At 31.8% G+C, this 13,000-nt stretch carries 14 protein-coding genes; 1 reads left to right on the top strand and 13 read right to left on the bottom strand.

Translation table 11 applies throughout. The features are described 5' to 3' along the window. Positions 1–227 precede the first annotated feature (227 nt). From IGB25_RS06650 to IGB25_RS14835, 4 genes are all read right to left on the bottom strand, one after another. Positions 228–374 (bottom strand): hypothetical protein, encoded by a 147-nt coding sequence (locus IGB25_RS06650; protein WP_211066703.1) that lies wholly within the window; start codon positions 372–374, stop codon positions 228–230. 142 nt (positions 375–516) lie between these two features. Beyond that, a complete protein-coding gene (locus IGB25_RS06645; protein WP_211066702.1) occupies positions 517–1,098 on the bottom strand; it encodes a hypothetical protein in 582 nt (193 codons plus the stop codon). Between the two features lie 9 nt (positions 1,099–1,107). Then, positions 1,108–3,177, bottom strand: coding sequence for a Piwi domain-containing protein (locus IGB25_RS06640; RefSeq protein ID WP_211066701.1), 2,070 nt, complete (start codon positions 3,175–3,177; stop codon positions 1,108–1,110). Between the two features lie 56 nt (positions 3,178–3,233). Then, positions 3,234–4,781, bottom strand: a complete 1,548-nt coding sequence (locus tag IGB25_RS14835; RefSeq protein WP_247653654.1) for a hypothetical protein — start codon at positions 4,779–4,781, stop codon at positions 3,234–3,236. A 121-nt stretch (positions 4,782–4,902) separates the two neighbouring features. Between IGB25_RS14835 and IGB25_RS06630 the strand changes: the two genes are divergently transcribed. Continuing rightward, positions 4,903–6,102 (top strand): IS4 family transposase, encoded by a 1,200-nt coding sequence (locus IGB25_RS06630; RefSeq protein ID WP_211064494.1) that lies wholly within the window; start codon positions 4,903–4,905, stop codon positions 6,100–6,102. A 62-nt stretch (positions 6,103–6,164) separates the two neighbouring features. Here IGB25_RS06630 and IGB25_RS06625 read toward each other — a convergent pair whose 3' ends face one another. From IGB25_RS06625 to IGB25_RS06585, 9 genes are all read right to left on the bottom strand, one after another. After that, on the bottom strand, positions 6,165–6,656 hold the full coding sequence (locus IGB25_RS06625; protein ID WP_211066700.1) for a hypothetical protein: 492 nt from the start codon (positions 6,654–6,656) through the stop codon (positions 6,165–6,167). A gap of 17 nt (positions 6,657–6,673) precedes the next feature. Beyond that, positions 6,674–6,997 (bottom strand): 4-fold beta flower protein, encoded by a 324-nt coding sequence (locus tag IGB25_RS06620; protein WP_211066699.1) that lies wholly within the window; start codon positions 6,995–6,997, stop codon positions 6,674–6,676. Between the two features lie 3 nt (positions 6,998–7,000). Beyond that, positions 7,001–7,294 carry a helix-turn-helix domain-containing protein gene (locus IGB25_RS06615; protein ID WP_247653652.1) on the bottom strand — a complete coding sequence of 98 codons (294 nt, stop codon included), beginning with the start codon at positions 7,292–7,294 and terminating at the stop codon, positions 7,001–7,003. A gap of 163 nt (positions 7,295–7,457) precedes the next feature. Beyond that, a complete protein-coding gene (locus IGB25_RS06610; protein WP_211066698.1) occupies positions 7,458–9,197 on the bottom strand; it encodes a DUF3987 domain-containing protein in 1,740 nt (579 codons plus the stop codon). Beyond that, on the bottom strand, positions 9,194–10,102 hold the full coding sequence (locus tag IGB25_RS06605; protein WP_211066697.1) for a BT4734/BF3469 family protein: 909 nt from the start codon (positions 10,100–10,102) through the stop codon (positions 9,194–9,196). The genes IGB25_RS06610 and IGB25_RS06605 overlap by 4 nt, the downstream gene beginning before the upstream one ends. Then, positions 10,089–10,385: a helix-turn-helix domain-containing protein gene (locus IGB25_RS06600; protein WP_072349425.1), complete on the bottom strand. Its 297-nt coding sequence runs from the start codon at positions 10,383–10,385 to the stop codon at positions 10,089–10,091. Before IGB25_RS06600 ends, IGB25_RS06605 begins: the two co-directional genes overlap by 14 nt. A gap of 2 nt (positions 10,386–10,387) precedes the next feature. Next, positions 10,388–10,684: a helix-turn-helix domain-containing protein gene (locus tag IGB25_RS06595; RefSeq protein WP_211066696.1), complete on the bottom strand. Its 297-nt coding sequence runs from the start codon at positions 10,682–10,684 to the stop codon at positions 10,388–10,390. Between the two features lie 211 nt (positions 10,685–10,895). Then, a complete protein-coding gene (locus tag IGB25_RS06590; RefSeq protein WP_211066695.1) occupies positions 10,896–11,900 on the bottom strand; it encodes a DUF6617 family protein in 1,005 nt (334 codons plus the stop codon). Next, entirely contained in the window at positions 11,900–12,994 is a 1,095-nt protein-coding gene (locus tag IGB25_RS06585; RefSeq protein WP_211066694.1) for a site-specific integrase, read from the bottom strand. Before IGB25_RS06585 ends, IGB25_RS06590 begins: the two co-directional genes overlap by 1 nt. Between the last annotated feature and the right edge of the window lie 6 nt (positions 12,995–13,000).

Below are 13,000 nucleotides of genomic sequence, written 5' to 3'. Positions count from 1 at the left end.
GGAATACTTTCTAAATATGGTCTTAACTTAAAATAGCCTGTAGCCCTAAAATAACCTACCAAAGCATCAAAATTATGTATGTTAGGTAAGTTCTTGAAAACCCCTTCGAACTTTTTTAATAAGCTATTATTTAATTTATTGGTAAAAAACTTTGTTGACATTCAATATTGGATATTATGAAACCATAAAAATAGGAATCTTTTATTAAGACAAAAGCTCAATTTTGTTTATTCTTTCCCTTTTCTATCAGGATTTAAACTCGTTGGCGGTTTTGGTATTGTAGAACCTGCTTTGGGATCGACTTTAGGGGTATCCCATCTTACATTCTTACTAATGTTAGCATCATTATTGTTGCTCTGTTTTTTATCACTCATCGTTTTATTTTTTCTTATCTGTATTAGTTACTGGTTTTAGGTTGTTGGATGGTCTTTTGATTGTATTCCCTAAATCAATTTTCACACTCTTGTTTTGTGATTTATTCTTTTTTTCTGCCATAATTATTTCTTTTTTGGATTATTATTTAGTCGTGAAGTAGGCCGTGGAATCGACTGTCCTTTCTGACCTTGATTGTTTGTTTTGGGTTGCTGTCGATTTTGTGGTTTCGACTGTGGTCTTGAGTTTGGTTTCTTTGCCATAATGAATATTTATTGATACATACATAATAATTACTAATAAGCCAATCCCTAATAGCACTATAGAAGCTAGGTTAAGCCTATCTATTTGTTTATTCCTTTTGGTTAATTTTTTTCTAAAATCTTCATAGGATAATTGATAATCAATTATGCTATCTATCTCGTCAATTGTGTAATCTGTAGATTTACTTGATTTATAATGACTAACTAAATTAAGAAATAAAGTTGCCACTAATAAAAACCACCCCACCGCAATAAGTGCTATCCAAATCGCATTTTCTACTGGTACAATTTTATCGTGAAATGTTAGGGTTAACCCCAATGCACCAGATGAAATAAACGTTATTGCTTTTTCAAATAAATCGTCACTTTTCGCCTTTTGAACATATAAGGATTGTCTATACTCTTCCCAACCTGATAATTGTTCGGGGGTAAACTCATTTATTGTTTTCTCTTTCTCAACCATATCTTTCCTTTATAAAAACCAAAGCGTTTCTTCTCCATACGGTGGAATCGTGCTACTATCAAAACGAGGTGCAATTTCTGCAACCATTTCCGGGTATTTAATGGTAATGGGTACATTTTGTTGACGTAAGGATTTCCAATACAGCCTACTGAATTGATATACCTGTTCTATCAATTTTTTAATCATCTTGCTATCGGTTAAGGCTTCTGGTGTTGGACTTGTAATTCTTAATTTTACAGGGAATGGAAAACCTTCTGATGACGGGTATGTTGTACTATCATCGTATCTGGAATTGTTGAACAATAGGTATTTGTGTTCTGTTTTACTGATATTGATATATGTACCGCTTTTTGGCATTAATTTACCATTCCAATTTTGGTCAAATGCAATTATATCTTTTGACCTCGTTTTATTGATGTTGACGATATACAAAGGACAATCTAAATGCAAAGTATTCATCATTTCAAGAACAGGTTCGATTTCTTCATTACTCATTTCCTTATAGAAATGAATAACCACTTTATCCGGATTTTGTTCTACTGTTACATATTGCCAAATGGCATCACTAATAGCACCCGCTAATTTTTTGGTATCTGATTTACTGAAATATTGAAATTCATTGAATTTACCGTTACTCTGAAAACTGAAGGCACTTGCTACATAACGGATATTTTCTTCTACATTTTTAAATGCCCCTACGCCAATAACCAATTCCTTTTTTGATGGGGTGGTTAATTGCCACGGAATGCCTTCTAATTTTGCTAAAATGGCTAAAGAAATATTTGTAAGTTCATACTCAAAGTCGTTTTGCTTCTCCTGAAATTTATTAACATCAACTACCTGTGAAACAATCCGTCTTAATAATAGTTGTTCCTTCACTTTATAATAGACTTGTTTTTTAGGCAAGTCTTGCTCGTACTTTGAAAATGGACTTAGATAAATGGCTACATAAGTTACCTCGGATTTTAATTTTAAGTTTTTTATACCTTGTGTTATTTGAGGTAGCGGGTTTTCCATATCATCAAATACAATGCTAAAGCCTGGTTCTATATGATATAAAACTCCTGCATATTCTTGCAATCCCTTATACCATTTTAAACCATTTTGAAGATAATTTTGAAGTGCTTTTGCCTCATTGGTATGCTCTTGATGTACAATAAAGAAAAGGTGTATGTTTTTATGAATTTGTGTACAAGGTTTAAATGGTTTTAATTTTTTGAAATCGTACTTTGGAATTTTGCCAACGGCACCGCCATTGAATACCAAATCATTGCATTCTTTTGCTACTTCACCAATGCGCTTTTTCTCCACAGATAAATAGGATTCCCTGTTGATGGAAACTATTTCTTTGAAATCGTTTTGTACGATATGTTTCTTTATAAAACCATCAATTTTTGTTTTATAGTGTTTGTATTTGTTCCCTTTTATTTTGTTTTCCGCTTCATAGCCCAATGCCGCTCTTATTTTATTATTAAAAACAGGATAGGTTTTAGAGAAATCATTTTCTATTTCCTGTAGAAACTCAAATTTAAAATAATGCCTGTTATAAATTACTCCTGTCAATAATGTCGGTGACACTTCTTTTACCAATTCTGAAACAGGGTTTTTAAGAATTTTAGTAACGCCATCATAAGCAATTACCAATTCCGCAAAATCACTCACTTCCTCAAACTGTAACTTTAGGGTAAACTTGTCGTACTTCGCAAAGGTTGGGTTTTTAAATGTTGTGTCTTTTATCCATACTTGCACATCGTTTACAAAATTGGTTTTGACTACTTTATTTTTACTTTTAAAGTGTTTCTTAATTCTCCAATTGAAATAGTGCTTAAGCGACTCCGTTGGTTGTTCCTTTAGGTTAAGCGTTAACGGTTGGTAGTCTTCTTTTTCATAAATAAAAGATGTGTAGATGAAATCAGGATTTTCTTCTTTGATACCCGGAAACAAATTTTCTATATTAGAAGGGAATTTGTTTTTATAAATTTCCTGTGCATTTCCTATTTTCTCTTTACTAAAGTAAAATGTTATCGGCTTGTTTGGTATATCAAACGTTAGAATATTAAAATAAAGTTCCTGATTCATAGGCTTATTTTTTTAAATTTTCAACTGCATATATTGATTTTTAAATCTCTTTATTATTATGATTTATTAATTAAGCCGTTTTTAATAAGCTCAATAACATCTTCATCCGTAAATTGTTTTTTACTTTCAAGCAACTTTTCTATATCCTTATCTTTTTTAAGACTTTTTAATAAACTTTTGAACTGAATACCAACCTTATCTTTTTGTTTTAATTCTAATGTCATTGAAATCTCATCTTTATAAGACATAAACGAATCATACAGTTTGTGATATGCATTGCCTATTGCTCCTGCAAATGGAATCATAGTAGGTACTCCTGTTCCGCCATTCAGTATTTGATCACTTGAAATACCCGGATACGGGTCAATATAATATATTGTTTTTATTCCCAATTGATAAGCTTTTTTCGCACATAACTCACAAGGACTCGCAGTTGTGAATAGAATACCATTTTTAACCCCTTGTCCTCCCAATTTTGTTATTTGCAACATTGCATTTTCTTCAGCGTGTAGTGACCTCGTATGCACTTGATTTGCTTCACCTTCATAATGATTATATACTGTTTTAAAACAGAATGCACAATTTTTACCATTTAAGTCACTTTTATTCTTATCATAGCTTTTTTTAAAATAATCTTTTAAAGCAGTAGGAAAATCATTGGGATATTCACCTTTATACTTAAAAGATGAATTTTGGGAAAAATCACCTTTTTCAAACGGACTGTAATGGTTTGATTCTTTTAATTCTTGCTCAAACTTTGGTGTTATAATATCATTTATATTCCTTAAATTACAAGGAGTATGACCTTTAGCTACATCATTCCATCCAACTGATTTTATATAAAAATCTTCATCACTAATTGCAAGACCTACATTTCTTGAAATACATCCCGAGTTTAATTTTGCGGTATGAGCAATTTGCATACACCGTTCAGCTGAACTAGGGGTCAAAAGCCCTGGTTGAGCAATTAACCCCATTAACTTTAAGAGTTGTTCTTTTCGAGTTAGAAAGTTATATTCTTTAAACTTTTCTTTAGGATACAACTCAAAGAATTTTTTTATATCGTTTTGTTTAAGGTTTAATATGTGGTAGTCACTTTTTTGAATGCAGTTTTCCACATCAGGCGAAGAAAACAAACCTTTAGAAAAATCACTAGTCTTATATTCTGTAGCGTCTAGGTTTAATAACTTATCAGCTGTTGGTTTTATCTCCTTTTCATCTTTGATAGACTGTTTAAGTCTTTCAATTATTCTATCCCTAGAGTTATTAACGACATCTTTTGTAGCTAACATATAAAATGCAGAATATCTCTCTTTAAAAAACATTATTTCTAATGAATTTCTCAATGAGTCAATAACTATCCTTGTAGGTTTAGCAGTGTTTTTTAATTTTTTTGCTTTAATTAATCTATTTATAACCTCTGCAATTGTATAAACGTGTTTTATACCTTCACCCTTTTCTTTGAGAGGGTCACCAGATTGTCTAATGTTACAGGCTATAAAATGTAAAAAAAGTGTACGTCTATAAAAGCCATAATTTTCCAACAACTTAAATAAGTTATGGCAAAATTGTTTAAAATCAGATCCAAAGAAAATATCGTTCAACTTTAATAGTTCTTCTTTAGATTTTATATCATTAGTGTCCGATAAAATATTTTAAAGTGGGATTTCCAATACAGGATTTCCCACTTTTTTATATCTTCATCTTTCGCAAAAAAAAAGAGATATGAACAAAAGTAAAAATTTCAGCGGTCAACCCATTATCAAACAGGTTTTAAATTTTATTTTACCCAACGATGTTTATCGGACAGCCGAAAAGCATAACAGCGACAGATACACTAAAAAGTTCACTACTTATGAGCATTTAGTTACTATGATTTTCACTGTCATTAGTGGTTGTAGCTCGCTTCGTGAAGTATCGAGTATTATGCTTGCTTGTGAAGGAAAAATCAACCATTTGGGGCTAAAAGATTTCCCAAAGCGAAGCACATTATCTGACGCCAACAGGAGAAGAAGCTCATCAGTATTTGCTGATATTTACCATTTACTCTATAAACGTTACCACCGATTTTTGTCGGACAGCAGAACTTATGAACCAGCTGTAAAAGACCTTAAAATTGTTGATTCATCAACTATAACACTCTTTAGTGACATTCTTAAAGGTGTAGGTAGAAACTCACTCAACGGCAAAAAGAAAGGTGGTATCAAGATGCACACTATGATAAATGCTATGGAAGATGTGCCCTGTCTGATAAAGTTCTCAAATGCCGCAACCCATGACCATACCTTTTTAAAGGATCTTGAACTCAAGAAAGGTTCTTATGTCGTCTTTGATAAAGGTTATGTGGATTATAAACAATACCAAAAATGGACCTTAGAGAATATTTACTTTGTGACCAGACAAAAAGACAATGCCCGTTATACAAGCCTTGAAGAGTTTGATATTCCCGACACGGTAGATGATGCTGTCCTAAAGGACGAAAAAATAGAACTCAAAGACAATGACGGTAAGCCATTTTACCTTAGAAGAATAGCTTTTTGGTACGATAAACACCAAAAAGTTTATGAGTTCATTACCAACAATTATGAACTTCAGGCAGATAAAATTGCCGAGATCTACAAGAACAGGTGGCAAATCGAGACTATGTTCAAACGCCTTAAACAAAACTTCCCGCTAAAGTATTTTCTTGGAGATAATCAAAATGCCATCGAGATACAGATATGGGTCAGCTTAATCATACAACTAATAATGCTTGTCATTCAGAGAAAAGCAGAAAGAAAATGGGCATATTCTAATATGATGTCCGTGATACGATATCATTTAATGACCTATATTGATTTGTTCAAATTCCTTAAAAATCCAGAAGCAAAATGGGAAGATATTACAACAAAAAATATAGGTCAATTAAGCCTTTTTGACCCATAAGGAGGTTCTATTTTTAAAATACTAAAGCTACACAGTGAAATTAGGCGATACAAAAGATTTTTTTAGTAATTTAGATTTTTATCGGACAACAATGATTTTATATTCTTTATTTCTCCTAAATTTTTAATATCATCAATTAAATTCAAGGATGCTTTATGTAGCTCAACAATGTCTTTAAATACTTTAGAAACAATTTCTGAATTTTCTTCTCCTAATTTTTCTACAAAATATTTTTTTAAAAGCTGATGTAGATATTTAGGATTCCCACTTTCTTTATTAAAAAGGTAAAATACAATTACGTTTTTGTACATTATTTTTTCGAAAGGAATCCAATTACCTTTTGAAGACATAAAATTGTTTAAAATATTATATTTTCTATAAAAGTGTGAATGCGGGTCAAAATCTGATAAAGGTCTTAACTCTCCATCTTTATTAAATTTATCAAATGTTTGAGTTAAATGATTTGCTATCTTGGTGCAACAAGAACCTGTCCTACCTGTTACTCCTATTATTGTAAAGTCTCTTCTTAAAGTGTATAGGTTATCTAATTTCATCTATATAATTCTGTATTTTAATTTTCTATGTTTTTTAATTCTTCAGGGGAATAATCTTTAACTCCAATAGGCATAGGCGAATACCCCGCATAACCAGTGTACCCCGGATAACCAGGGTAACCTGGATAACCCGGATAACCAGGATATCCTCTATATGGAAAATTCATTATTTTATAGAAACGATTATCGTCAAACATACTACCTAAATACCTACCCTTTTTATCTACCGCGTGCTCATCGTCCCAAGGAAACCATCCAATCCAATTAGCATTGGAGTTAAATAAATAATCATTAATCCTAAACGCTATCCAATTACCACTTGAGTTAAACAGATATTTCATAAATTATTTATTTTTAAATCTATTAATTTTTTGTTCTACAATTTTGAGGATTTCCGTAATGTTTTTTTCTTCTTTTAACATAAAGACAATTTTATCTGCTAACCAATATTGAAGTAATTCGCTTTTGTTTTGCTTTAATGCTTTAGCTAATGCTTCAACTTGTTCTTTACGAGCTAAACGAGTACCACGTTCAATTTTACTTAAAAGTGCCGTATCAATATTCATTTGAGAAGCAACTTCTCTTAATAATAATTGCTTTTCTTCTCGTATTTCTCTGATGTATTCTCCAAACGTCATTTTGGGGATATTTTGACTTGTCAATATTTGTCTAATGTAAGAAAAAGAAAATAAGAACTAACAAAAAGATATTAACAATTTTAAACAGGAAATGAGGAAGTTAAGGATTTGAGGATATTAAGTAATATTATAAACCCTCGTTTCCTTAAAATCCTCAAAATCCTTATTGTGCTTTTGTGGGATTTGTATAATTGTTATGTGCTTCCCTATGTATTAGACCAGCATCAACAAATTTAGTAATATAGCCTTCTGCTGTTTTATGAGGAATCTTGTTTTTGTCGGCTATATTTAGGTAATCTTGTCTTGAAAATTGATAAGGTAGTGCTTCTAAAAAACGTTCTTTACGATTGGCTCTTTTTACTTCTTTTTGTTCGATAGGTAAATCGTTAAACACCTTACTACTGTGCTTTACTAATACGCTTATCATTTCCAATGTATTTTCAAAATCTATATCCTCACAATATCTTACTTGGTTTACATCACCATCTTCCATAATGCGAAATACAGAAAACAACATTATAATTCTAAATGCTATTAACCCCAAACGTCTAACAGTTGCTATATAGTCATCGGGTTGAAGATTGAGGTATTTGGTTTGAAGCTTCTCAAAAAACACATTAAACTTTTGTTGTTGCTCGGTTGTTAGCCTTACTTCAATATCAGGATTGTTTTTTAGGGTTTTGTATAACCCAAAAAATTCTTTTCCTAATTGGTCGTAATATTCATCTAAACCATTGGTTGTATCAGTTTGAAAAACGTTCTTCCAAGTAGGTTTGATATTCATATAATAAAACATAAAACGACTAAACAAGCCATTTTCAGCACTTGGAACCAATGCCTGAATCTGCTTTGGTGTACCAGACAACACCGTTGACAAACAAGGTCTTTCAATATCTACATACTCTCTGTCCGTTCTACGATAGTAACTAATGGTTTCGTGGTGGAATGCTTTACGAAAACCATCGGAATAATTACCGTAATCACTTTTAAAAGCTTGTGCTAAAGTATCTCCTTCGGTTTCAAAAATTAACCCTCTACCTTCATTATCCGATATTAATTGATAAACACCTGTTACACTATTGTTAGCCGGAATAAACAGCATTCTTTCAGGTGGTTTACTCGGTTTTTCCATAGTTTCACTTTTGCCCTTATTCATATTATAAGTAGCCATTTCAACTTGATGCTGTTGTTTTAGGGTTTTGGATTGTTCGCGCTTTTCTTTGTGAGCAGGATTTACCAAATTTTTAATTTGGTTTAATCTCCCTTTTCCTGCTGAAGCAGGTGCAGTAACAAATAAATACAAGTTGCTAAACACTTTCCGTTGGTCGTACACACCAAACAATTTAGGAAAACAGGCACTAAATGCAGTTAATGCACCCAACAACAAAATATCACGTTCTTCATTACTGCTTGATGGTTTTACTACTTGTTGCAAAAATGTTGGGATGTTGTTGTAAACTGTTGTTGGTATTGTTGGCAATGGTTGTTTTTCTTCCTCTGGATGTTGCGATACTTCAACAACTTGTTGTTGCTGTTTTGGTTTAATACCAACTTGATGCAAATGGTGGTATAAGGTTGCTATGCTTATACCGTGTCCTTTTGCTTGTAAGCATTTATTATACTGTTCGTCGCATTCTTTATGGTCGTAACCTGAATAATTTCTGCTAATTCTATGGTAGTAATCACGTCCAGCTTCACCGTATTCCTCTGAAATAGCAAAACCAATATCACGCCACTTTTCATAAGTATCAGTAATATCGATACCTGATTGTTCTAAAGCGTTGATATATGTTTCAATATCATTTGCAACAACCGTTGTCGGTTTGTTGTTGATTGGTTTTTTAGGTACTTCTTTTTGCTCTGGAACAGCTAACCAATCTTTCGGGTTGAATATTTTTGTCATAGCTTTTGATGTCTTTTATGTAGGTATGCCAATGGATCGTGGGATAAAAAACACGCTCTGGAAATGTCTTTACCCGATTGGTCTACCTCAATGTTATATGTTTGCTTTATGTAATTGGCCACCGCAATAAAATATTCGTTGTGTGACACTTTCGATAAATCGATTCTAATTATCCATTTTAAGCCTTCTCCTGAAGGTGATGTAAACAACATTTCGGTTTCGAAATATTCATCGTTTAATAATTGTTGTTTTAGTTCTTCAAGATTTTCTAAATGGTCAAAATCGATTGTCAATAATGAGGAATGCTCAATTAAGCTATCATCATTTCGTTTAGAAAACACACCTGAAAATGTTACATAATCAAAATGATTTGCTTTAAATTTCCGTGCTTCTTTAGGGTTTTTAATCGCTCTAAATTGCTCTGTGATACTTTTATACTTATCGCTTGTAATACGCTCAAATATTTGGTGTAATCTTACTTTTTCAGTTGGAAAAACATTTCTAATTGGTGCTTTGTAAAAACTGCTGTAAGCATACCAAGTATCATCAGGTGCATCTAACCAGGATAATTCATCTTCTTTTTTAACTTCAAAATTTAGATGCAGTACCTCATTGATTTTTAGTAACAATTCTTCTTCATTAATGATTTTAAAATGATAGGATGCAAAATCGAATACATCACCTTTAAAATCGGTTAATTCTATGTCGTAATGCATTACCTTATTTTCAACAACATTAATTTGTAATGTTGATTTACCACCGTTAAAAGGATTTCGGGTTATCCCGCAGTCCCTTCCTTTTACGGAAAGGACTGTTGTTTCAGGATAATACTGCCTTAATACATAGGCATAGATATTTAACCCATAATGCGTTTTCTTTAAAATGCTTTCTTTACTTATTTCCATCGCATTTAAAATTTGGGTTATAATAATTGCTTTGTAATAGTTCCTCTATGTCAGATACTTTGTAATAAAACTTTCCTTGTATCTTACTATATGGAATCGTGCCATTTGAACGGAATGTTTGCAATGTGCGTTGGCTAATATGTAGCGTTTGCATTACGTCCTGATTGTCAATCCACGTATCTTTTAAGCGTTCTGCTCTCGTAGCTCTTATTAATTCGATACGTGCTTTTAAATCCTTAATCTCTTGTGAGAGTGCCAAGAGTAAATCGATGATTTCAGTCATAACTAAATCCTTCCTTTTTCGATTAAGTAATTAGTCGCCTGTTGCTCGATTTCGTCCTGGGAATCCATACGGTTACGCAGTAACCATTGGTCTAACTCCTGACGTTGGAAATAGATTTTTTTGCCATTCGGTTTATAGTGTGGAATGGCTCCCGTACTTGTAAGTTTATACAAGTGCGATTGTGATAGTTCTAAATACTGACAAGTTTCATTGAAATTCAATACTTGCTTTTGCAACGTTTGTTGTTCTACTAACAACTTTTCGATGCGTTCTAAACGTTCAATTATTTTAACGTCCATCTTATTATAAATTTTAATTTAAAAATGGACTTCTGCGCAAAAGTCATCCTTGATTGTCAAGGACATAACAAATATTGAAAAAGGTGTTTGGTATAACAGAAAAGAGAAAAAATGGTATTATTAAACCATTGTAAAACAATGATTTACACCGTTTTTGGTATTATCTGTTTGGTATTAAGTAGAGAAAATACCACTTTTAAAAAGTGAAGTTTTATTTGATTTGGTCAAGCCAAAAATTGGCATCAACTAATTTTTGATAGGCTCTTTTTTCAGTACCTAAAAATCTACGGTATTCTTTACCTGCATTACTACTTGGTCCATACCGATAAGCAAAGAATTTATAAATGTGTTTAGGCTCTATTTTTTTAGATGGTTTACTGTCAAAAAATATTCTTTCATTAAAATATTTAGTTTCTGTTAACTTAACCATAAAAGTCGCAAGTAATATTTTATTACCTCTATCCTTTATGAAGTTATATTCATCATCTATAATGCCTTTTTCATTTAATAGCTCCTCTAATTTTGCAAATTCTCTTTGTTTAATCTTATTAATAAGTTCGTTATAGGATAAGACATCATTGTTTTCTTCTCTAAAATCACCTTGAATAGGATTGAATTTGGAATTTTGTTTTTTAGGCTTTTTAAACGTTTTTATTTCTGCTCCGGTATAATCTTTTACAATTAATTCCTGTGGTGGTTCTTCGTTAAAAAACACCTCGTGTAATTCTTCTATTGTATAAATTTCTGCATCACCCAATTCAGAAAATCGGTCTTGAAGTTCCATAAAAAGCATCATTGCATTAGCCTTTAAAAATGAAATGATATAAGCTTCATCAGATTTATCATTTTGAATTGGCTTTAAGTATAAGGTTTCGTCAAGATCGTTATCAGAAATATAGTTACTAATTTGGTTTAGGTAATTTTTGATACGGTTATATTCTTTATCATACAAGAAAGATAAATGACCTGGTGTAGTATTGATTTCAAGTGCATCATTGATTTGATTAAAATTTTTGATGTACTCGGTTTCAATTAACTTTAAATAGTATTTACGCCTGTTAGAATACGCCTTTTTGAAGTCAATTTCATATTTAGGCGTTGTATTGAGGTATTGCTTTTTAAAGCCTTTTAAAAGCTCTTTAAATTGGTTTTCGGTTCTTTTATCATCAGTAACCTTTTCCACATACAGTAAGTCGATAAATAGGTCTTTAGCCATTATAAATCCAATTTAATTTTATTAGCGACTTCTTTCTTTTTATCATCAATAACTTTTGCATAAATCTGCGTAGTTCTCAATTCCTTATGACCTAATAACTTGGAAACAGTATAAATATCTGTTCCTAAAGTTAATTGTAAAGTTGCATAGGTATGTCGAGCACAATGGAACGTGATATTTTTTGTTATTCCTGCATTAAGCATCCATTGTTGTAACTTTAAATTTGACCAAGCACTATAATGTAAACCTTGAAAAACTTTTTCTTCGGGTTTACCTTTATCTCCTAATAATTCTCTTGCTTGGTCTGAAATAGGTAAAGTTTCAACCCCTTTTGTTTTCTTTTGTCTGAAACGAATATAATATCCCATTTCTTTAGAATGTTGAATTTCTGACCAAATCAGTTTTTCAATATCTGACCAACGTAACCCAGTAAGCGCAGAAAATATAAAAGCACTTTTTAAAAGTGGTAACTCGCATTCTGTATTGACTACTTTTTGTAATTCATCAAGAGTTAAAAATTCTCGTTGAGGTTCACCTTGTTTAAAATACTCAACACCATTTGCTGGGTTTATTCTTAAAATACCATCCTTAACAGCTTGTTTTAATGCGGCGTTGAATTTTCCATAATAAGAATATTTAGAGTTTTGAGATAATTTTTTACCTGCTCTTGCCATTGCATCCTTATCTAAATACTCTTTAAAGCGTACTACGAAATCCTTATCAATATCTTGAAAACTTACGTCTGTTGGACAAAACGTTTTTAGATGTTTTAGCATACTGTTCCAATTACCATAATTACCAGAGCTTGTATTCTTTTTCTCTGCTAATGCTGTTACATAAGTAATAAAACTCCCTTTTAATTTCTCAATATCTTGGAACCCATAAATACCGTTTTGAATTTCAATTTGTCGTTGAGCACAAATAGTTTCCGCTAATTGTTTGGTTTTCTTGTTAACCTCTCTTTCGGTTTTAGTTTTAGGGTTAGGTGTAAGGTATAAACGTAAATATTCGGTTTTACGTTTGCCTTTATGATAGTAATCTAAATACAAACTTATTTTGTCATTCTTCTTGCGTTGTCTTAATGTTACTTTCATAGGATG

This window comes from Flavobacterium sp. CS20 (assembly GCF_018080005.1).
GTDB lineage: Bacteria > Bacteroidota > Bacteroidia > Flavobacteriales > Flavobacteriaceae > Psychroflexus.
The sequence above is the reverse complement of the archived record's forward strand: the minus strand, read 5'-3'. Positions and strand labels throughout refer to the sequence as shown.